Origin of the sequence: Actinobaculum suis (assembly GCF_900618115.1) — a bacterium.
GTDB lineage: Bacteria > Actinomycetota > Actinomycetes > Actinomycetales > Actinomycetaceae > Actinobaculum > Actinobaculum suis.
In genome coordinates this window covers 2093272-2114504 of record NZ_UYIO01000001.1, presented here as the reverse complement: position 1 = coordinate 2114504, position 21233 = coordinate 2093272, and the positions used below count along the sequence as shown (strand labels likewise).

18 protein-coding genes are annotated in these 21233 nt (G+C 60.2%); all 18 read left to right on the top strand.

All coding sequences use genetic code 11. From position 1 onward, the window contains the following. Nucleotides 1-100 precede the first annotated feature (100 nt). The 18 genes from H8274_RS08525 (at nt 101) to H8274_RS08440 (ending at nt 21228) form a co-directional block, all read left to right on the top strand. Nucleotides 101-1015 carry a zinc-dependent metalloprotease gene (locus H8274_RS08525; RefSeq protein WP_074662271.1) on the top strand — a complete coding sequence of 305 codons (915 nt, stop codon included), beginning with the start codon at nt 101-103 and terminating at the stop codon, nt 1013-1015. Continuing rightward, the gene (gene tilS / locus H8274_RS08520) at nt 1012-2094 is read left to right on the top strand and encodes a tRNA lysidine(34) synthetase TilS (RefSeq protein WP_244924578.1); all 1083 of its coding nucleotides are present in this window, start codon (nt 1012-1014) and stop codon (nt 2092-2094) included. Before H8274_RS08525 ends, tilS begins: the two co-directional genes overlap by 4 nt. 133 nt (nt 2095-2227) lie before the next feature. After that, nucleotides 2228-2779 (top strand): hypoxanthine phosphoribosyltransferase, encoded by a 552-nt coding sequence (hpt, locus tag H8274_RS08515; protein WP_049620312.1) that lies wholly within the window; start codon nt 2228-2230, stop codon nt 2777-2779. A 744-nt stretch (nt 2780-3523) separates the two neighbouring features. Beyond that, entirely contained in the window at nt 3524-5701 is a 2178-nt protein-coding gene (ftsH, locus tag H8274_RS08510) for an ATP-dependent zinc metalloprotease FtsH (RefSeq protein ID WP_420807985.1), read from the top strand. Then, nucleotides 5694-6380 (top strand): GTP cyclohydrolase I FolE, encoded by a 687-nt coding sequence (folE, locus tag H8274_RS08505; protein WP_276330077.1) that lies wholly within the window; start codon nt 5694-5696, stop codon nt 6378-6380. Before ftsH ends, folE begins: the two co-directional genes overlap by 8 nt. A gap of 91 nt (nt 6381-6471) precedes the next feature. After that, nucleotides 6472-7656, top strand: a complete 1185-nt coding sequence (folP, locus tag H8274_RS08500; RefSeq protein ID WP_185934299.1) for a dihydropteroate synthase — start codon at nt 6472-6474, stop codon at nt 7654-7656. Beyond that, nucleotides 7656-8699 (top strand): 2-amino-4-hydroxy-6-hydroxymethyldihydropteridine diphosphokinase, encoded by a 1044-nt coding sequence (gene folK, locus H8274_RS08495; protein WP_065414947.1) that lies wholly within the window; start codon nt 7656-7658, stop codon nt 8697-8699. Before folP ends, folK begins: the two co-directional genes overlap by 1 nt. After that, the gene (locus tag H8274_RS08490; protein ID WP_185934298.1) at nt 8696-9235 is read left to right on the top strand and encodes a DUF3180 domain-containing protein; all 540 of its coding nucleotides are present in this window, start codon (nt 8696-8698) and stop codon (nt 9233-9235) included. Before folK ends, H8274_RS08490 begins: the two co-directional genes overlap by 4 nt. 196 nt (nt 9236-9431) lie before the next feature. Beyond that, nucleotides 9432-9920: a PH domain-containing protein gene (locus H8274_RS08485; RefSeq protein WP_065414949.1), complete on the top strand. Its 489-nt coding sequence runs from the start codon at nt 9432-9434 to the stop codon at nt 9918-9920. Continuing rightward, nucleotides 9921-11363: a PH domain-containing protein gene (locus H8274_RS08480; protein WP_185934297.1), complete on the top strand. Its 1443-nt coding sequence runs from the start codon at nt 9921-9923 to the stop codon at nt 11361-11363. 85 nt (nt 11364-11448) lie between these two features. Next, nucleotides 11449-12324, top strand: coding sequence for a ketopantoate reductase family protein (locus H8274_RS08475; RefSeq protein WP_185934296.1), 876 nt, complete (start codon nt 11449-11451; stop codon nt 12322-12324). 103 nt (nt 12325-12427) lie between these two features. Further along, the gene (locus tag H8274_RS08470; RefSeq protein WP_338067703.1) at nt 12428-13588 is read left to right on the top strand and encodes a Rossmann-like and DUF2520 domain-containing protein; all 1161 of its coding nucleotides are present in this window, start codon (nt 12428-12430) and stop codon (nt 13586-13588) included. A 170-nt stretch (nt 13589-13758) separates the two neighbouring features. Continuing rightward, nucleotides 13759-14679: a pantoate--beta-alanine ligase gene (gene panC, locus H8274_RS08465; protein WP_185934295.1), complete on the top strand. Its 921-nt coding sequence runs from the start codon at nt 13759-13761 to the stop codon at nt 14677-14679. Nucleotides 14680-14875: 196 nt separating this feature from the next. Continuing rightward, nucleotides 14876-15298 carry an aspartate 1-decarboxylase gene (panD, locus tag H8274_RS08460; protein WP_185934492.1) on the top strand — a complete coding sequence of 141 codons (423 nt, stop codon included), beginning with the start codon at nt 14876-14878 and terminating at the stop codon, nt 15296-15298. Nucleotides 15299-15678: 380 nt separating this feature from the next. Continuing rightward, nucleotides 15679-17211, top strand: coding sequence for a lysine--tRNA ligase (gene lysS, locus H8274_RS08455; RefSeq protein ID WP_049620009.1), 1533 nt, complete (start codon nt 15679-15681; stop codon nt 17209-17211). Between the two features lie 246 nt (nt 17212-17457). Then, nucleotides 17458-18510 (top strand): efflux RND transporter periplasmic adaptor subunit, encoded by a 1053-nt coding sequence (locus H8274_RS08450; RefSeq protein ID WP_074662296.1) that lies wholly within the window; start codon nt 17458-17460, stop codon nt 18508-18510. Nucleotides 18511-18575: 65 nt separating this feature from the next. Then, entirely contained in the window at nt 18576-19427 is an 852-nt protein-coding gene (locus tag H8274_RS08445; protein WP_420807972.1) for an ABC transporter ATP-binding protein, read from the top strand. Continuing rightward, nucleotides 19420-21228: an ABC transporter permease gene (locus H8274_RS08440; RefSeq protein ID WP_185934293.1), complete on the top strand. Its 1809-nt coding sequence runs from the start codon at nt 19420-19422 to the stop codon at nt 21226-21228. The genes H8274_RS08445 and H8274_RS08440 overlap by 8 nt, the downstream gene beginning before the upstream one ends. Nucleotides 21229-21233: the final 5 nt, after the last annotated feature.

Here is a 21233-nt window from a genome sequence, read left to right as displayed (position 1 = left end):
ACACATGGAACTGACGGGGAATTTTGGTGCGGGATTATTGGGCGCGAAAGCGCGGGGAAGCAGGGCCGGGAAATCCTGGCCCGGGGCAAGGAATCCCCGCGTGGATCCAATCGCGGCAGGGGCGCGTGGTTTAGCACAACTGATTGCCGGGCGTGGCCCGGCAGCACCTTTAGGTACCGCGAAAGCGGTCAATACAGTACTGATCACGCAAGCTAAGCGGGCACGCAATTTGATTCCGCGGCTTACCGAATTAGACGTCGATCTTTCCGAGGTGCGGGTGGGGGCCGTGAGTCGAGCAGATTGGTTGGACGGAGCCTCCTCGGCCGCACAACGCACGATTGGTGATGTTTCTGGTCTGCCGGAAGTACCGTTGGTACCGCTCATTTATTCCTTCATGGCACGAAATGTAATGGGCCAATACGAACCAATAACGGATACGATCATGCTCGTTTCGCCTAATCTCTACCATTTCGAACGCGAATACGGCCTAGAGCGAGAAGAACTAGCTTTGTGGACGGCCGCGCACGAGTTCACCCATGCCGCGCAGTACCGGGTAGCCCCGTGGATACAAGAAACCTTGGCCGGCTATGTAATTAGCGGCGTCAACAAGGGCGATAAAAAGGCGACTGAAAACATCAACGCCCTAATGAGCCTGCTCGAGGGTCACGCCGAATACATTATGAATACCGTCCCGCACCGGATAGTTCCATCCCGCCGCCGTCTCGATATGTCAATGCTCGATCGGCGCAACCGCCGTTCCCGTTTGCAACACGTATTCGAATGTTTTGGGCTCAACTCGAAAGCCGAACAGTACCAGCAGGGCCGCGCCTTCGTGCAGGCTGTGGTTGCACAAGTTGGCCTGCACGGTCTTAACCAGGTGTGGGAAAAGAGCGAGAACGCTCCTACCCTGTACGAAATCTATCGCCCCTCCCTCTGGGTCGAACGGGTGGTATATGGCGCGAGCGAAGAAGAAGCAGCAGAAAACAGCCAGGGCAGCCAGGGAGTCGCCCAATGATGGCTGGGCCACCGCCTGCTTTTGCGCAAGCACGGCGCACCCTGCGCCGCTTGCTCGCCGAAACCGGGCTACCGGCCGGCACCCATTTGGTGGTTGCCGTTTCCGGCGGATCAGATTCCTTAGCCTTAGCTCATGCCGCGCTTTTCGTGGGCCGGCGCGAAGGCTACCCGGTATCCACAATCACGGTGGACCACGGGATCCGGCCCGAATCTGCCGCGGAAGCTACACAAGTAGCTCACACTATGCGCGAATGGGGAGCTTCTGAGGCTCGGGTCGCCAAAATCGAACTCTCGGCAGCTGCATCCAGCCCGGAAGGGAGCGCCCGGACCGGCCGTTACCGCGCCATTGCCGCCTACGCACGCGAAATCGCGGGCGCTAGCCAGCTTCCGAGCGCCGGTCTTTCAGCTTCGAGTTTTCTGCCCGGCGTGGCCGTACTGCTGGGCCACACCATGAATGACCAAGCCGAGACGGTGCTTTTGGGGCTCGGCCGCGGCTCGGGGGCACGGTCTTTAGCGGGCATGGCCCCATCCGGCCCGCTCCCAGAACATGCGGACCTGCTTGCCTTGCGCCCGCTGTTGGATATTACGCGCGAAGATTTACAGGAAGCACTGGCCGCAGAAGGAATTTCCTGGGTTGATGACCCAAGCAACCGGCCCGATGGGCCCTGGCGGTCCGCTAGCGGAGAATCCCTCACCCGCGCGGCCATCCGCCACCAAGCCCTCCCGGCACTGCGGGACGTACTAGGCCCGGGAACCATGCAGGCCTTGGCACGCACCGCCAAACTCTTGCGCCGCGATAGCGAATACCTGGAAAGCACCGCCGAAAATATTGCCCGCCGCCTCGCCGCAGGCGAGCGGGGTGAGTACGGCGTCGGCGAACTAAAACAGCTCCCGCCAGCACTGCGTTCGCGCGTGCTGCGAATCTTGGCACAATGGGCAGGTGCCCAGGAACTAACTTTTGCGCACACGCAAGCCCTAGAAGCGCTCGTTACCGGCCCGGGCGGAACGCGGCAAACCGATCTTCCCGGGGTGAAAGCGGTGAGAAGTAACAACCAGTTGCGCTTCGAAGGCATAAAGTAGCAAGGTACACGGCACGCGCGCGCCGCGGTTCTGTAACGTGTACACACGTACATCCGGAAACTGGCACAGCCAGCCCGCCGGAAACAAACAACCCACCCGGCGCAGGAAGGCGCGGGCGAAGAAAGGAGAGTCGGTGGACGCGACCGATATGGGCGATAAGCTTGAGCACATCCTGATTACCGAGGAACAAATCCAGGAAAAGCTCACCGAAATGGCCGCCGCCATTGACCGCGATTACGACGGTGATCTACTAGTAGTGGGCGTGCTCAAAGGAGCCGTCATGGTGATGGCAGACCTCGTCCGCAAAATCCATTCCCCCCTGCACATGGACTGGATGGCGGTTTCCAGCTACGGCAAGGGCACAAAATCTTCCGGGGTAGTGCGGATCCTCAAAGATCTGGACACAGACGTTACCGGCCGGCACGTGCTCATCGTGGAAGATATTATCGATTCCGGCCTCACCCTCGACTGGCTGAAACGCAACCTTTTGCAACGCGGTGCCGGCAGCGTCCGCATCGCCACCATTTTGCGCAAGCCAGATGCGCTTAAGGTTGATGTGCATGTAGATTACGTAGGTTTTGACATTCCTAATGAATTTGTGGTGGGCTACGGGCTCGACTACGCGGAAGATTACCGCCATTTGCCATTCGTTGGCACACTCGCACCCCACGTGTACGGAGGTTAAGTGGACCAGAGGAAGAACGAAGACCCAGGGCAGGAAACGTTGCGCGGTGCGCAAGGCGGTGTGACGCCCGGTAGCGATACTTCGCAGGAACCACACGGGTACGACGCCGTCCGCCCGGCAACCGGCCGGCGGGCCAGAATAGAAAGCCCAGCCGAAGGCACCCAAAACACGCCGCCCGCGGCGGTAACCCCCGCGCCAGCAGGCGTGGACGGCCCGGCAGTACCTGCCGGCCAATCGGGACAACCCGGGCAGCCCGGGCAACCAGGGCAGCCTTATGGCCAGCCCATACAGACCGGCCAGTACGGGCATCCGGCTCAACCAGGCCAATACGGGCAACCGGCTTTCCCCGGCCAGCAGGTGCCATACGGCCAGCCCTCGCCTTACGGCCAGCCTCTGCCCTACGGCCACCAAGCACCGCCCGCGCGGCCGGGTCAACATGCCGGGCAACCCGGCCAGCCAGGCCAGTACGGCCAACCGGGTCAGTACGGCCAGCCAGGTCAGTACGGCCAACCGGGTCAGTACGGCCAGCCAGGTCAGTACGGCCAACCGGGCCAGTACGGCCAGCCGGGTCACCTGTCTGCAGCGGGGCCACAGCCGGGGCAACAGCCCGGCCAGCCCGAACAATCCGGCCAACCTGCACTACCCGCAGGGCAAACTCCCAGTGGGGGGACTGCGCCCGGCACGCAACCGGAAACCGAGTACGAACGTGAGCGGCGGCGTCGTCGGGCCAAACCGCCCAAGAACTTGCTCACCAACCCGGGCGCGCAACGCCGGCAAAGTGAGCAGCAACGCGAAGAAAATCACCGCAAATCCCGCAACCGTACGATTCTGGGGATTGTGTTGGTGTTTTTGGCGGTGCTACTCGGCTTTAACCTGTATTCCTCGATGCAGTGGAAGCTGGTCAACACTTCCGAGGGCATGGAGTTACTGAAGAACGCCCAGATTGAACGGGCCGAGGTCACGGACGGCGCCAACCAGGTCAAACTGTGGTTGAAGGAAGATACCAAGACGGTTATGCCCAACGGTCAGGAAATGCCGGTGGGTAAGCAGGTGCGGTTCCAATACTTGGATCCGCAGGGCAAACAGGTAGCGGAACTGCTCGAAAAGGCCGATATTGAACGCGGATACCGTTCGATCGTGCCGCAGCAGTCCTTCCTCAGCTCCCTGTTCGTGATGCTCTTCCCGGTAGTCCTGATTTTGGGCGTCTTTTATTGGATTATGCGCCAGCAGCAAAGCGGGCGCGGCCTGGGCTTACGGGACCGTAACCCAGAAGCCGAAATTCCAGACGTTACCTTTAAAGACGTAGCCGGGGAAGACGAAGCCGTACAAGAAGTTTCCGAAGTGGTCGACTTCCTCCAAAACCCAGACCGGTACGAAAAAGTGGGAGCAAAAATCCCGCGCGGCGTGCTCCTCTACGGGCCGCCCGGAACCGGTAAAACTCTGATCGCCCGCGCGGTGGCCGGAGAAGCAGACGTTCCCTTCTTCTCCATTTCTGCTTCCGAATTTGTGGAACTGTTTGTGGGTATGGGTGCTTCGCGCGTACGCGAACTGTTCAAGACGGCGAAGAAAAAATCCCCTTCCATCATCTTCATTGATGAGATCGACGCCGTGGGCCGCGGCCGCGGCGTTGGCATGGGCGGCGGCAATGATGAACGCGAACAAACCCTCAACCAGCTGCTCGTAGAAATGGATGGTTTTGACTCGCGCGACCAAGTAGTACTCATCGCCGCCACAAACCGGCCGGATGTGCTCGATAAGGCATTACTGCGCCCGGGCCGTTTCGATCGGCAAATCGCGGTAGATGCTCCCGACCAAAAGGGGCGCGAAGCCATTTTGCGGGTCCATGCGGAAGGAAAACCCTTGGGGCAAGACGTCGAACTTGCGGCGATCGCGAAACGCACGCCCGGGTTTACCGGCGCGGACCTCGCCAATATTCTGAACGAAGCAGCCTTGCTAGCCGCCCGGCACCACCGGGAAGTCATTACCAATGCGGACGTGGATGAAGCTTCCGATCGGGTAATGGCCGGCCCACAACGGCGCTCCCGGGTCATGAGCCCGGAAGACCGGCGCATGACGGCCTATCACGAAGGTGGGCACGCGCTCGCGGCAGCGGCTTTGCACCACACCGACCCGGTAACCAAGGTGACGATCTTGCCGCGTGGCCGGGCCCTCGGGTACACGATGGTCATGCCGGAAGAAGACCGCTACTCGGTTACCCGCAACCAACTGCTCGACCAGTTGACCTATGCGCTGGGCGGTTTCACCGCGGAAGAAGTGGTATTCCACGATCCTTCCACCGGGGCATCGAATGATATTCAAAAGGCCACGGAAACGGCCCGGAAGATGGTCACCGAATACGGGATGAGCACCAAGATAGGGGCGGTACGTTTGGTACCAACCGAACAAGAACAGGAAACCCCGGCCGCCTTGGCTAATAAGCATTCGGAAGAAGTAGCCGCAATTATCGACGCCGAAGTGCGTGAACTGCTCGAAACCGCGCACACCGAAGCCTGGCAAATCATTAACGAAAACCGGGATGTGCTCGACCATTTGGCTGGCGTACTCCTCGAGAAGGAAACCGTGCTGGAAGCCGAACTGGCCGAAATCTTCAAGAACGTGCGCAAAGCCCCCAAACGCGAAGTGTGGCTTTCGGACCCCAACCGGCCGGTATCCCACTTAGCGCCGATCCCGCTTCCCGAAGCCGAACCGCGCCCCGCGCCGGCCCCAACGGCACCGGCAGCGCCGGGTAGCGGCAGTGTGGCAACACCGGGACAGGCACCCGCACCGGGCACTGGCGCGGCGCCAACGGCAACGCCAACGCCGGCACCGGGCAGCAGTAATGCACCTGCGCCGGCACCAGGCAGCGGCAATGCATCTGCGCCGGCACCGGAAGGGGAGCCGGAAGGAGGCACACTTGCCTAAGAAAAATCAACAAGAACCAGGGCCGAAAACCCACGGTGCTGCGCGGCAGGGCGAACCAGCACCAGCTGCCGCGGCAAAGCCAGGCGCGCCGCAAAACGCTTATACGGGAACGCGGCCCGTTGACGGGCCGCGCATCGAAGCCGCAGTGCGCGAGATTCTGCGTGGCATTGGGGAAGATCCAGACCGCGAAGGTTTGCGCGATACGCCGGGCCGGATCGCCCGGGCCATGGCAGAAGTATTCGCGGGTATTGGCCACGATCCGGACGTAGTGCTGGACGCCCAGTTCGACGTCGGTTTCCATGAAATGGTGATCGTGCGAGATATCGAATTCCAGTCCGTGTGTGAACACCACATGTTGCCTTTCTATGGCACCGCGGCCGTGGCCTACATTCCCGGCCCCGCGGGCAAAGTGACGGGACTATCGAAACTAGCCCGGCTGGTGCAAGGCTATGCCCGCCGCTTGCAGGTACAAGAACGGCTCACTACCCAAATTGCGGACGCCCTCATGCACCGGCTGGGCGCGGCCGGTGCCCTGGTGATTATCAAAGCCGAACACATGTGCATGACCATGCGGGGAGTGCGGAGCCAAGGTGCTACCACGGTTACCTCTGCGGTACGCGGGCAACTACGCAAAGCCAGCACCCGCGCCGAAGCAATGAGCCTCATCGAAGGTACATAAACCCCGAAGGTAAATAAGCCCGTAAACCTCGAAGGTAAATAAGCCAAAGATAAAAAAGCCCAGGTAAATAAGCTCAAGGAGAGCAGAGTTTATGGAGATTTTCGGAGGCCCCCGCACCCGCGTGATGGGTATCGTCAACGTGACCCCGGATTCGTTTTCCGACGGCGGGGCGTGGGATACTCCCACCAAAGCCATTGCGCATGCCCGCCGGCTCGTAGCCCGCGGCGCAGACGTGATCGATATTGGCGGGGAATCCACCCGGCCCGGTGCGAAAATCCTCAGCTGGGAAGAAGAATGGGCGCGGATCGAACCCGTGGTAGAAACCTTGGCCCCAGAAATCCCTATCTCCGTAGACACCTACCATGCCCAAACCGCGGCGCGGGCCGCGCGCGCCGGCGCGGCCATTATCAATGACGTGACCGGCGGGCAAGGCGATAGCGAAATGTTCGGCGTCGTCGCCCAAGCGGCACAAGAATACGGCACCGCCTACATTTTGCAGCACGGGCGCGGCAACGCCCAAGAAATGAACGCGCGGGCCAACTACACGAATATTGCCGCGGAAGTAAAAGCCGAAGTATGCGCCCGGCTAGAACTAGCTATAGCCGCCGGGATTCCGGCCGAAAAAATCATTTTGGACCCCGGCTTCGGCTTCGCCAAAACCGGCCGGCAAGACTGGCAACTAGCCGCCCACATCGAACCCTTCCTCAGTTTGGGCTACCCGGTACTAATCGGCGTTTCGCGCAAACGCTTCCTCGCCGCCACCGAAACCCGGCCCGGTAACACCCGGCTCGGCGATACCCGGCCTGGCGATACCCGTACCGGTGATACTCTCCCAAGCGATAGCAGCCAAGGTGCGGCCCACCAAGGTGACGCCGCGCCAGCGGGTGGTGACGCCGCGCCAGCCGGTGCCAGCGAGGTGGCGGGTGCCAGCGGGGTGGCCAATACCAGCGAGGTGGCGGGTGCTAATGCTGTGGAAACTATGGATGGGGCCACGCTTAGCGCGCATCCGCGCGATGCGGCCACCGCGGCGCTCACGCAATATTTTGCGGAAAAAGGGGTGTGGGCCGTGCGGGTGCACGACGTTGCTCCTTCGCGCGTTGCCACCGAAGTGGTGGCGAATCTTGCCGCGGAAGGCGCCTACCCGCAGATGCCCGGCACGCGGGAAGCATACGGCGCCAGTAGTTCGGGCGCTCGGTTAGTCCAGAGTCCCCAGAGCCCCGAGAGTTCCCAGAGACCCCGGAGTTCCCAGAGTGCCGAAAGTGGAGGCGGGAGGTAATGGAAACCACTCGTTACGGGTACGTTTTTGATACCGTCGCGATTCACGGAGTGGAAGCGATCGGTAGCCACGGCGTTTTCGATTTTGAGCGCGAACGCCGCGTGCCCTTCCGCGCCGATATTGAAGTGTTGGTGGATGCCAGCCAGGCAGCGGCGCGCGATCAAGTGGCCGATACGGTTTCCTATGCGGATCTCGCGGCCGACGCCGAAGCTATATTGGCCGGCCCACCCGTAAACCTGATTGAAACCCTGGCGGCACGTATTGCCGAAGCGGCCCTGGCCCGCGGCGGGCTGGCCGCACAAGTAACCGTGCACAAACCCGAGGCGCCGGTAGCCCAAAAATTTACGGACGTGGCCGTTACCGTACGGCGCGATGGGCCACTACTGGCCCGTGGCACCATCCAAGAGGTAGTACTCGGTTTAGGTGCCAACCTGGGAGAACCAGAAGCCGCTTTGGACTGGGCAATTGGCGAAATCAAAAAACTGCCCGTGCACATCAGCGCCGTCTCGGACTATTACCGCACAAAGCCGGTACTGGAACCCGGCCAAGCCACCCAACCGGACTATACGAATGCGGTCCTCGTGCTTACTACCGCGCTCGCACCCCTAGAACTACTTGCCGCTCTCCAAGAAATTGAGGTGCGTGGCGGGCGGGTGCGGCACACCCATTGGGGCCCGCGCACCCTCGATATCGACATCGAAAAATTCGGGGACATTAAAAGCTCATATTGGCGCTTGCAACTGCCACACCCGCGGGCCGCTACGCGCGGTTTCGTGCTCGAACCCTGGGCGGAAATACAACCCGAAGCCGAGCTAGACGGCATACCCGTACGCGAACTTGCGGCCGCGCTCGCGCGCAACACTTCTGAAACCTCACCCGCAGGCAGTGCTTCTAAAACCGCACCGGCGGGTAATGCTTCTGAAACCGCGCCGGCGGGTAATGCTTCTGAAACCGCACCGGCGGGCAATCCCCGGCCGGGCGGCGCAGCGCCGCGAAGTACAGCGCCGCGAGGTAGTTCTACCCGGCTCGGAGGTGAAGCGTGAATCGCTCCCCCTGGTTAGTTACCTGCGGCTGGGCCATACTGGGCTTGCTGTGCGGCGAAATTGGCCGCCGGCTTCTCACCCATTCTCCGGCCAGTATTCCCCTGGCAACCTTTTTGCCGATTCTCCTAGTAGCCTGCGTGCTCGCCTGGTATGGCTTGCAAGTACGCCGGCTACGCAAAGGCGAAGAAAGCAATATCGACCGGCTCACCGCTGCCCGCGTTTATGCCTTCGCACAGGCCGCAATCCGCACCGGAGCACTCATGTCGGGCTTTTTCGGCGTGCTCGCCCTCGCCTACGCCGTGGGAATTTCTACCGCCTGGACCAATGACCAAACTTTGAGCGTAGCCCTGGCCTGCCTGGCCAGTATTGTGCTCACCGGCGTGGGCATCGTCGTCGAACACTGGTGCCGCATCGACCCGCGCGATGACGAACCCGAAACCGGGCAAACCCCAGCAGTAGGCCCACAACCGGGCCCCCAGGTAGCACGAGACGCCCACCCGAAACCGAACCACCCGCTAGCACCAAAACAGCCCTAACCAGCACCCGCCCGTAACACCCAGCATCCGCCCGTAACACCCAGCATCCGCCCGCAGCGCCCGGCATCCGCCCGTAACGCCCGGCACCCGTCCGGCAACGCCCAGCATCCGCCCGTAACACCTCTTACCGCTCCCCAAAACGCGATTTTATGAAACGGTGCGCATGCACGGCCCAGGAAATGCTATTTTTGGTGCCATGACGTACACACCCCTGGCGCCCGAGATCGCTTTCACCCCGGTCTCCCCGCTCTACCGGAATGTGCAGATCGTTGCTCGGGCTATTACCTGGGGAGTGCTGGCTCTCGCGCTCGCGGCCGCCTGCGCTTTCTGGTGGAAACAACCCTGGACGTGGGTTTTCCCGGCCGCAGTTGTGGTGATTGGAATTTGGCATTGTATTATCGCCGGGCGGCAAGCCAAAGCGATCGGCTACCACGAAACCGCGGAAGAACTCCTCATCTGCCGGGGCATTATGTTCCGAAACCTCTCCGTAATTCCCTATGGCCGCATGCAAACAGTAACGTTAGAAGCCGGGCCGATCCTTTCCCGGTTTGGGCTAGCCAACCTCACCTTAGAAACCGCTTCCGCGGGGAGCATGGGAAACATTCCGGGCCTGCCGCGCGCGGAAGCTGAACGGTTGCGCATTCGCCTCACCGATAATGCGCAGGCACGCCTGGAGGGAATCTAAATGAGTACCGCGGAAATCCCGGCGGTTCCGGAAGAACTTTGGCAACCGGTTTCGAAGTGGACGTCGGTACGCCGCGCGTTGAGCGTGCTGGCCATAATCCTTCTATGGGTGCTGGTTATATTCGTCCGAAAACTGGAAGATAAAGACAATCTGCGGGAAACCTTGGCTAGCTTTATCGAACCGATTGCCGGTTATTACTGGCTGGTTTTTGCCGGCCTAGCTGCAGTGGTGGCGGCTACGGCTCTCTACGGCTACCTGGATTGGCGGCATCGTTCCTTCGCGGTGAGCGATTCGGGGGTACACGTGCGCTACGGCGTGCTTATGAAGAAACATAAGCACATGCGCTGGGATCGTATCCAGAAAATAGATGTGCGCCGCAGATTATTTGATCGCCTCACGGGGCAGGGGAGCCTCGCGGTAGCGCCGGGTGGCATCCACCTAGAAAACTTGGAAATCGGCCTCCTTTCGGTAGCCGACTGCCAGAAACTACGCACCGAACTGCTCGCGGTGGTAGCGCGTGTGCGTGCGGGCCAAGCCCCACAAGTAGGCGACTGGGCCAGCCGTAGCGTCGAAAATGAAGGCGAGGAAATCTACCGCCTTAGCTTCTCCCGGCTGGCTGGCTCCCTGATTTTCTCTCTCACCGCGGTTTCCGGCCTGTTTTCCGTAGCGATCAGTATCTGGTTGTATAAGGCGGCTGAAACCGGAGGCTTTTGGGCCCCGCTCATTTTTGCCATCACCGTGGCGATTAATATCTTCCGGAACTTCGCGCGCGCATGGGGCACCCGCGTGGCCGTAACCCCGGATGGTTTGCACATGCAATCCGGCCTGATTTCCTATCAAGCCCAAACCATTCCGCCCGGCCGTGTACATGCCGTGAAACTTTCCCAGCCGGGCCTGTGGAAACTGTTCGGCTGGTGGAAACTAGAACTCGTTACCGCCGATGGGATGAATATTACCGAGAGTGCCTCGGGAGACCCCAATAAATCCCCGCTTATTCCGGCCGGCACTCTCGAAGAAGTACTGCTTGCCACCTGGGTGCTTATGCCCGATCTGGGGGTACCGGATAGGGAAGTTTTCTTGCGGGAAGCTTTGAGTGGAGATTTCCAGGTGGCTGGTTTCGTTCCGGCCCCGCGCGCCTCGCGCTGGCTCGACCCGATCGGGTGGAAACGTTCCGGGGTTGCCCTCACCACCCGTTTGGCGGTGCTTCGGCACGGCCGGTGGTGGCGGCGTCGCCTCATCCTCGTGCTCCACCAGCACTACCAGTCTCTGGTGGCTAAGCAGGGGCCAGTGCAGCGCCAACTCGGCCTGGCAACTCTCAATTTCGCGATGGTTTCCTCCACTTTCAAAGTAGAGCAGCAGAACATGAGTTTGACGGATGTACAACAACTGCTCGAAACTGAAAACCAGGCGGGGAAAGCCGCCCGCGCGGCCGCGAACCCGTGACGAAAGCCCGGGCATCTAGCGAGAGATCGGCAATACTATTGAATGAAGTCTTCATTTTGTGGGAAGCCGATATTACCCTGAACTCATGTTGCATATATATGGGCCCGGTGGTGTTGGCGGGCTTATTGCCGGCGTACTTGCAAAGAATGGGCAGGATGTAGTGGTAGTAGCTACTCCGCGTACGGCCGATGCCATCAATAACGATGGCCTGGTAATCCGTTCCAAAAAGTACGGGAATTTCTCGGTTCGAGTAAAAGCGGTTACGAAACCCGCTCGCGGCGCGCAGATCCTTCTCACCACTAAGGCATATGCGCTTGAAAACATCGCCAAAACCGTGAAGGCCGCCAACCCTTCCGAACTGGGTAGCTTGTTCAACGGTTTCGCCTTCGCCCGGCGCGTGCATGATCTCACCGAACATGAATCGTGGTGCGGATCCATTCGCGTATTCTCCAGCCGCACCGCTCCTGGCGTGATCGAACACACCTCGAAATTTATGCGGATCGAACTGCCCGATAGTGCCATGGATGGCGAAATTTCGCGCGTGCTCCTCGAAGGTGGGCTCGACGTCGGCTTCGGCGGCACAGAAGAACAGGTGCTGTGGCGCAAATTCCGCTCACAGTCGCTACTTGCCTTGCTGACCGCGGCCACCAACCTGCCGATCGGGGCAGCCTTGCAACGCCACCCCGACCTGGTGAAAAATGCGGCCGATGAACTGGCCCGCCTCTCCACGCTCATGGGCTTGCGGACCTCGCGCAGCGACGTCATCCAAGCTCTCACCGCTATGGACCCGGATGCCACTTCTTCGCTCGCGCGCGATGTAGCCGCCGGTAAACCTACCTCCGAACTCAAAGAGCTCGGCACCGACATCCTGGAACTTGCCTCCCGCAACGGGATTCCGACGCCCGCGCTTGCCGTATTGGTTTCCGCCGTGGAAGACCGCGTGCGTGGCCGCCGCGCGTAGCAAAGTTTTAGCGCACCGCGCGGCCGCGTAGGGCTTAGTACCCGCGCGGCCACGCGGTGCGGCGGCAGGTGAGTAGCGTAGATGCGCGAGTATTGTGGGGAGCATGTTTATGCGAACGACGCCGCCCGCAGATGGCCCACACGAATCGGGCAGGCACCCCGAAGCCTGGCAGGAACGCCACCTGCGCAAAGGAAGCCCGCAAGCAAATTCTCCGCAAGCCCGGCCGGGCCGCATGAAGATCGGGATTCTTTCCGCCGGAAAAGTAGGCGTGGTGCTCGGGGCGGCGCTGCGCGGCGCCGGCCATGAAATCATCGGTGCCTATGCCGCTTCGGAAGCTTCCCAAGACCGTTTGGATGCGATGCTTCCGGGCGTGCCTGCACTCCCGATTGAAGAGGTAGTGGCCCGGGCACAAATGGTGCTGTTGGCACTGCCCGATGACGATTTGGAAGCGATGGTTTCGGGCCTGGCCGAACTTGGTTTGTGGCGGCCCGGGCAGTTGTTGGTACACGTGGCCGGCCGTTTCGGCACGGGCGTGCTGGACGCTGCCGCCACTGCCGGTGCTCTTACCGTGGCAGTCCACCCGGCCATGACTTTCACCGGTACTTCGCTGGACATAAAACGCCTGCTCGGATGCCCGTTCGCGGTTACTGCCCCGCCCGTACTGCTACCTATTGCGCAGGCTCTCGTAGCCGAAATCGGGGGAGAACCTTTCACCGTGGAAGAAGAAGATCGCCCCGCTTATCACGCGGCCCTCACGCACGGCGCTAACCATTTGGTCACGCTGGTCACCCAGGCGAAACGTCTTCTGGAAACCGTGGGCATAGAGGATTCTTCGCAATATCTGCGCCCGCTTTTGACGGCCGCTTTGGAAGGCGCCCTCAGTAGCGGGGAGGCCGGGCTTACCGGCCCGGTAGTGCGCGGCGACGCCGAAACCATTACCGAACACCTCCACGCCCTCGATGCCCTCAATAAAACCGCGGCCTGCAACAGCCCGGCCGGCGCGGGCGCGCCTGCGGCGCCAAGCAGTACGCCCGCGGCGCAAGCTAGTGAGGGCAAGCCCGCAGCACCAAGTGATTCTGCGGGAGAAACAGCAGCTACTAGCGCTGCCAAGGAAGTTGCTGGTGTGGCCAGCCCGGCAAGTTATGCTGATATTCCGCCGGTTTACCGGGCGCTGTGCCGGGCCACTACTGACCGCGCGGAAGCCCGCCGGGTTTTGCGTCCCGAAGCTGCCCAGCGCATTCGCGAGTTGTTGGGCGAAGAATAGCGGCCAAAGCGCGAAGATCTAGCAAGGTGAGCGGAAAGAAGCGGCTGGGTGAGCGGGAAACTTGCGTAGGTGCGCGAGAGTAACAGGCCGGGCGTGCGGGGCGTGGCTGCTGGTTGTTCTCCCGCCTACATTTTGCGCGCGCGGCGCGGCTCCGGGTTACCATATGCGGCGTGGTAGAGGTAATTCGCACCAAAGCGCAGTTGCGCGCTGTGCGCGCTGAGCTAACCGGTTCCGTTGGGCTTGTAATGACGATGGGGGCGCTGCATGAAGGGCATCTTGCTCTGGTGAAAGCTGCCCTGGCACAAACCGATAACGTAATAGTTTCTATTTATGTAAACCCGCTCCAATTCGCACCCACGGAAGATTTCGCTTCCTATCCGCGCGATCTGGAAGCCGATTGCGCCCTGCTCGATACTCTGGCGGCGCCCGCTTCCGCTCCCGCAGGTGCCGAAAAAACGGGCGTGGTGCGCGCGGTGTTCGCACCGAGCGACGCCGAAATGTATCCGCGCCAGCCCTTGGTGCGGATCGACCCGGGCCCGGTTGCTACCCGTTTTGAAGGAACTACGCGGCCCACCCATTTTGCGGGCGTACTCCAAGTAGTACATAAGGTATTCAGCCTGGTAGAACCGGACGTTGCTTTCTTTGGGCAAAAGGACGCGCAACAGTTAGCGCTCGTGCGCACCATGGTGGCAGATCTGGATATGCCGCTCCAAATCCACGCGGTACCAATCGTGCGAGAAGCTAGCGGCCTAGCCCGTTCTTCGCGCAATACGTATCTTTCCGCGGCCGAAAAAACTCAAGCTCTTGCCCTGTTCCAAGCTTTGCAAGCTGGGAGCAAAGCGGCTGCGGCCGGGGCCAGCCCGGAACAAACTTTGGCGGCCACGCGCGCAGTGCTCAGCAACGCCCCGGGGGTGCGGATCGACTACGCCGAACTCGTAGACCCGGAAACTTTCCAGCCGCTTACCGCCCCGGAAGATTCTGTTCCTACTCCCACAGCTTTGCCGGCCCGCGGCTTGCTCATCCTGGCCGCCTATGTGGGGCCCACTCGTTTGATCGACAATATGGAGGTCACTTTTCATGCCCACGCCTAAAAACAGTGCTACTAACTCCGCCGCATTTTCCACCACCACGCCGGAAGAAGTGCCGGTTGCAGCATCCGTTGCGGCACCGGTGGTGGCATCGGCTGCGGCAGCAGTTACGACGCCGGAAGCACCAGTTGCTACGCCGGAAACTGCGGCTGCCGCACCGGCTGGCGCAGTTAGTTCGGCCGGCGTGCGGTGGCGCCGGATGATGACGGGCAAAATCCATCGGGCCACGGTTACCGGCGCAGACCTGAACTATGTAGGGTCGATTACGATCGACTCCGATTTGCTCACGGCGGCCGATATTTTGCCGGGCGAGGCGGTAGACGTCGTCGACATTGCGAACGGAAACCGGCTCACTACGTACGCGATACCCGGAGAAGCGGGAAGTGGGATCATTAACGTCAATGGTGCCGCCGCGCATCTCGTAAAACGCGGCGACCTAGTAATTATCATTGCGTATTCGCAACTCGAAGACGCCGTGGCACGGAGCTACGAGCCGCGCGTGGTTTTCGTGGACGCCGCGAATCGCGAAATTGAACGCGGGGCAGAACCCGGCCAAGTACCGGCAGAAAACACGGCTGGCCTGCACTCTTCCGGGATTAGTTTCGCTGCCGCCCGCGCCTAACATTCATCGGCCGGAGCCATGCTAGCGCCTGCCGGAACCGTGCTAGCGCCTGCCGGAACCATGCTAGGTAAGGGCTACCCGGGAGGGGCGTGGGAAAAGTGAGCAGAGAAGATCTGCTTTTGGCCGCGTTTTGGACCGCCCCGGGGTGTGGGCGGGGCATGTTTACCGAGTGCGCGTTCGGCAAGCGCAGGAGTGCGCGCTGGCGTACAACTGGGAGTACGTGCGCGAGTACATGTGGGAGCACGAGCGCGAGTACGTGATTTTGCTGGCGGGTGGCCGCGGCTTTCCAGCGAGTTAGCACGCCACCAGGTACCCTAGGAAGCGTGACTACGAACGAATCCGAATCCACATTGAAGAACGCACCAGATCAGGTGCCTGGCGTGGACCTTGCCGAGGTGGCGGGGGTCCTTGGTGATGATGCGCCGGAGCAGATCCGTAACCGGATGGCCAAACGTGAACGGCTGTTGGCGGAGGGTACGGATCCGTACCCGGCAGAGGTGCCGATTACGGCGACTATCCCGCAGGTGCGGGAGAAGTATGCGAATCTGGAGCCGGGTGAAGAGCTCACGGATACGGATATTGGCATTGCGGGCCGGGTAATGTTGCAGCGTTCGGGCGGCAAGATTGCTTTTGCGACTTTGCAAGATGGGCCGGGTAACCGTATCCAAGTGTTGTTGAGCTTGGCGAATGTGGGCAAGGAACGTTTGGATGATTTCAAGCACGATGTGGATCTGGGTGATTTCATTTTCGTGCGCGGCTATGCCGGGGCTTCCAAGCGCGGAGAGCTGTCGATTTTTGCGCGGGAATGGCAGATGGCTTCGAAAGCGATCCGCCCCTTGCCCAAGGTGTACAAGAATGAGGCGGGGGAGGATGTTTCCCTGTCTGAAGAGTCGCGGGTGCGTTTGCGGCACTTGGATTTGATTACGCGTCCGCAGGCGCGGGATATGGTGCGTTTGCGGGCCGGGGTAATGAAGTCTTTGCGCGCGAATTTTGATCGGCGTGGATATACGGAAATTGAAACCCCGATTTTGCAGACTTTGCATGGTGGGGCATCCGCTCGCCCGTTCGTGACGCACATTAACGCGTATGATCAGGATTTGTATTTGCGGATTGCGACCGAGCTGTATTTGAAGCGGGCCGTGGTTGGCGGGATTGACCGCGTGTTCGAAATCGGGCGCAATTTCCGCAATGAGGGCGCTGATTCTACCCATTCGCCCGAGTTCACCTCGCTGGAATGCTACGAGGCATACGCGACTTATGATGTGATGGCGGATCTGACGCAGGACCTAGTGCAGCAGGCAGCTTTGGACACTTTGGGCACCTTGCAGGTTACTTTGGCAGACGGTACCGAATACGATCTTTCGGGCCAGTGGCGCAAGATTGATTTGTATGAAACGGTTTCGCAGTGTTTGGGTGAGGAAGTCACGGTAGAAACACCGCGGGAAACCCTCGAGAAGTATGCCGAAAAGCACGATATTTCGGTGGCGCCGTATTGGGTTCCCGGCAAGATCGTGGAAGAACTATTCGAAGAACTGTACGGCGACCAGCTGTATGAACCGACCTTCGTCTACGATTTCCCGGAAGATACGTCTCCGCTTACCCGTCCGCATCGCACCAAGCCCGGGGTTACAGAAAAGTGGGATTTGTATGTGCGGGGTATGGAACTGGGCACGGCCTACTCAGAATTGGCCGATCCGGTAATCCAACGCCAACGCCTGACCCAACAGTCTTTGGAAGCGGCCAAGGGCGATCCGGAAGCCATGCAGCTAGACGAAGACTTCATCGAAGCTCTAGAACAGGGCTTCCCACCCACCGGTGGCATGGGGATGGGAATCGACCGGCTGCTCACCGCCTTCACCGGCCTGGGCATTCGGGAAACCATTACCTTCCCCTTCATTAAACCCAGCGCCTAAATTTGCTACGGCCGCAGTACTTGCTACGGCCCGAACTAAACGCGCCGCGCCGCGGCAGAACCAAGCCGCGGCGCGGCGCTGTATTTAAGGGTCCCCGGTTGCGGGTCGCTTTGAAAAACTGTCCACCTGGGGGTGGACAAAGCGAATGAAAAAGTGACCGGGAAGATAATATATTTGGGTTGATGTGTGAAGGCGATCAAGCCACTTGTTTTTTGGTTGGGTCGCGCTCGGACCGAGGGAGGTCTCATGGAAGCTCACCCAAAACGAACCCTAATATTCCAGATCCTGAAAATAATTATTGCGGCGGTGATCGCGGTTGCCCTGGTGAAATTCGCCTTCTTCCCCAATCAGGAAAAAGCCCCGCCGGTGGTGGCACAAGGCAAGTTCACGAACCCGACCGTTAGTGCTTATACGGCAGATATTGACAATACGCTGAAACTTGATGCGCGGGTGCTGCGGGACGAATCGCGCCCGGTGAAGGCCACCGAATCCGGTAAGGTAACGCATTTTTATGTGAACTCGGGAGCAGAGGTTAGTGAGGGGCAAAATATTTTGCAACTCACGCAAACTAATGTTGAACAGGTAGAGGTCGAGGTGCCCGTGCCGGGCGATCCGGATGATCCGTATGCGGCACCGGGTTCGACGACGCAGCTCCAAGAACGCACCACCGAAAAGTACATCAATATTAAGGCCCCGGCAGCCGGCAAGCTCAACCTTGACGTTTTGCAGGGCCAAGAGGTCCAGCTTGGCGAGGTGATCGGCCAGATTGTGCCGGCCACTTTCCACGCGGAAGTTTCGATCACCCCGGACCAGCTTTATGGGTTAGAGCAGCTGCCTGGGGAAGCGACCGTGGCAATTAAGGACGGCCCGGCACCGTTTACCTGCACCGGCCTGCAAACTATAACGGCTTCTGCCGGTAGTAGATCGGGCGTGCCCGGCTTGGATTCGACCCAGGGCGGCCCCGGCAAGGAAGCTACCGGTTCGAACCCGCAACTGCGGTGCGCGATCCCGGCCGAGCAGCAGGTGTATGACGGTATTTCCGCGAAGCTTGAAATCGCGGGGCAGAATGCTACCGGCGTGCTCGTAGTCCCGGTTTCCGCGGTAGAAGGCCGCTACCGGGAAGGGATTGTATACATCCCCGGCCCGGAAGGTAAGAAACCCGAAAAGCGAACCGTGGGTTTGGGCATTACGGACGGAAAGATTATTCAGATCACTTCCGGTTTGGAAGAGGGCGAAGAAATTTTGCAATTCGTGCCTTCCGCGGAAGAAAATGAGCGCCCGCAGGGCCCCATGTTCTAGGCAAGGAGCGGATAAACATGGCGTTACAGCCGCCTTTGCTTAACATGTGGGAAATAACCCGCACAGTGACTTTACAGAACGGCAACCCTTTGCCGATTCTCAAGGGCGTGAATCTGCAGGTGAATGCCGGCGATCACGTGGCTATTGTGGGGCAGTCTGGTACCGGAAAAACGACGCTGCTCAATATTATTGGCATGCTCGATTTGCCCGATGGTGGCTACTACGAATACGAAGGGCGTTCGGTGGCCGGGCTTTCGGAATCGCAGCGCGCGCATTTGCGCGGCGAGATTTTCGGTTTCGTATTCCAGCAGTTCAATTTGTTCCCTACCCGAAACGCAGTGGATAACGTAGCCGTGCCTCTCCTGTATTCGGATACCGCGCGGATTATGCAACGCCGCCGGCTCGCCGCAGAAATGTTAGACCGTGTTGGTTTGGGGGACCGGTTGGATGCTATGCCCGGCCATCTTTCGGGCGGGGAACAGCAACGCGTGGCTATTGCGCGGGCTTTGGTACGCCGCCCGAAAGTGATTCTGGCCGATGAACCTACCGGGGCTTTGGACGTAAACACCGGTGCCCTGGTAATGGACCTGCTCGAAGAAGTGGCCGCGGAAACCAATGCGGCGCTCGTGTTGATCACGCACGATCCAACGGTGGCAGCCCGTGCCAAAACTGTTTACGAAATTGCGGACGGCGTGCTCCACTCCGGTGGCGCGCCCATTCAGCGGGCCCTTGCAGCCATGCACGAAATAAGCGGGCAACAAGCACAGCCGCCGGCAGCGCCAGCCGCCGGCGCAGAACCCGGGGCAAGGCAAGGAGCTGAACTCGGGACTGAAACCGGGGATGAGTACGGGGCTGAACCCGGGGCTGAACGCGCGGCTGAAGTCGGGGCAGAGCGAGGGGAGACGAACAATGGGTAGGATACTCGGCGCTCTGGTAGAAGCTTGGGAAGAGATCCGCATTAACCGGATGCGGCTGATTCTTTCCCTGGTGGGCGTGGCCGTGGCCGTATGGGCGATGGCTACCGTACTTTCGATCGGTTCGTATATTTCTAAGGCGGCGGAGCTATCGCAGGCGGACTTTGCTGGCCGTTCGGGAACCATCGGGATTTCGGCCAACCACATGGGAGATGCTCCAGAAGGTGAGGACTACGAGAACAAACTCCCGTTTATGTTTGATCCGGCGCTGACTGGCGAGTCCGTGCAAGGTGAAAATCCTTTGGAACGCATGATGGAAGGCCCGCGGGAAGATCCCTTCGGCCAGGCTACGAAGGTTATGGCGGAAGAAGCTGGCGCCAATTATTGGACCCGGCAACTCGGCTTCTCCATGTACCTAGAAGCCCCCGGAATGCCCGTGTGCACGGGCGATCAAATGAATCCCTTCGGTGGCATGATGGGCGAGCCTGGCATGATGGGTGAAGGAAGCGCCGAGGGCGAAGGTAGCGCCGAGGGCGAAGCCGATGTGGAAGCCCTGGAAGGCGGCGAAAATGTTCCGGCGAGCGGCGCCGGGCCCGGTGCGGAGAACAGCAGCGAAGTTGGCGCGGAAAACGGCGCCGGGCCGGAAGGTGCCGGGCCGGAAGACGGCGGGCTGGAAGGTACCGAACCCGGTATGGAAGGTGCCGAATCCAGTATGGAAGCTGCCGGCATAGCCGGTCCGGCTGGTCCCTTTGTGGGCGGCGACGCCGGCGACCCCGGTGACCTCGGAGTTGGTGCGGGCGGGATCGGCACCTTGGAAAATCCGGCGGATATCGGGGTCGCGAATATGGATATGCTGAGTTTTTCGAGCGTTCCAGATTATTCGGCTGCCCAGCCCGGCGAGGTAGTGCTCGCGGCTGGCGCGTGTATGGATCAAACCGCGGATATTCGCGGCGTAGACCCTAACTATTTCACGATTTATGGCAAGCGGCTAATCGCGGGCCGGCTGCTCACGGAAGCCGATGCGGACCTGCAAATGAACCCGGCGGTGATTAGCGAAAAGCTGTGGAACCAGATGGGCCGGCCCAACCTGGAACTGCATCCACAAGTAGAAATGTACGGCAAGAACATGCCGCGTTTCACGGTGGTAGGGGTGATTGCGAACGCGAGTCCTTTCGATATGCCTTTGCTAACGACGCCGTACGACGCGCTCGTGCAAGTAGCACCGAAAACCAAGCTGGATACGGCGGAGTGGAAATTCAATGTGATGGTGCCCGAAGGTACGGAAAAGGCAAACCTGAAGGTTATCCATTCCGTGGTGAAAGGCCAGCTGGGCAAAAGTTGGAATGTGCAAGATGATTGGGCAAGTTCGTCCAACTGGGCGGCAGACAATTACAATTCGGGCCTCACGAAAGCAATTTCGATTATCGGCGGGATTGTGATTCTGCTCGGTGCTTTCGGCCTGCTCACGGTTTCGATTATTACGGTACAGGCGCGGGTACGGGAGATCGGGATTAGAAGATCTATGGGGGCTTCGGCCCGGCGGATCTTCACCTCTACTTTCCTAGAATCCGTGGTGGCCACTACCGTGGCCGGAGTAGTGGGCGTTATCGCCTCTATCCTCACCATCAGATTCCTACCCGTAAACGAGATTCTCCAGCTAGGTATAGACACCGCGGAGGTGGGCTACCCGCTTTCGGCAGCCTTCCTCGGCGTCGTAATATCCGCAGGCGTAGGTGCACTGTGCGGGATTATTCCCGCCACCATAGCCGTGCGAATCAAACCCATCGACGCCATCCGCTTCTAACCAGC

Excerpts from the sequence above, each read along its gene's own strand:
- panD (WP_185934492.1), top strand. The coding sequence starts at position 14,876 with ATGATGACGGGCAAAATCCATCGGGCCACGGTTACCGGCGCAGACCTG.
- H8274_RS08470 (WP_338067703.1), top strand. The coding sequence starts at position 12,428 with ATGTTTATGCGAACGACGCCGCCCGCAGATGGCCCACACGAATCGGGC.
- folK (WP_065414947.1), top strand. The coding sequence starts at position 7,656 with ATGGAAACCACTCGTTACGGGTACGTTTTTGATACCGTCGCGATTCAC.
- H8274_RS08450 (WP_074662296.1), top strand. The coding sequence starts at position 17,458 with ATGGAAGCTCACCCAAAACGAACCCTAATATTCCAGATCCTGAAAATA.
- H8274_RS08475 (WP_185934296.1), top strand. The coding sequence starts at position 11,449 with ATGTTGCATATATATGGGCCCGGTGGTGTTGGCGGGCTTATTGCCGGC.
- H8274_RS08485 (WP_065414949.1), top strand. The coding sequence starts at position 9,432 with ATGACGTACACACCCCTGGCGCCCGAGATCGCTTTCACCCCGGTCTCC.
- folP (WP_185934299.1), top strand. The coding sequence starts at position 6,472 with ATGGAGATTTTCGGAGGCCCCCGCACCCGCGTGATGGGTATCGTCAAC.
- H8274_RS08480 (WP_185934297.1), top strand. The coding sequence starts at position 9,921 with ATGAGTACCGCGGAAATCCCGGCGGTTCCGGAAGAACTTTGGCAACCG.
- H8274_RS08440 (WP_185934293.1), top strand. The coding sequence starts at position 19,420 with ATGGGTAGGATACTCGGCGCTCTGGTAGAAGCTTGGGAAGAGATCCGC.
- tilS (WP_244924578.1), top strand. The coding sequence starts at position 1,012 with ATGATGGCTGGGCCACCGCCTGCTTTTGCGCAAGCACGGCGCACCCTG.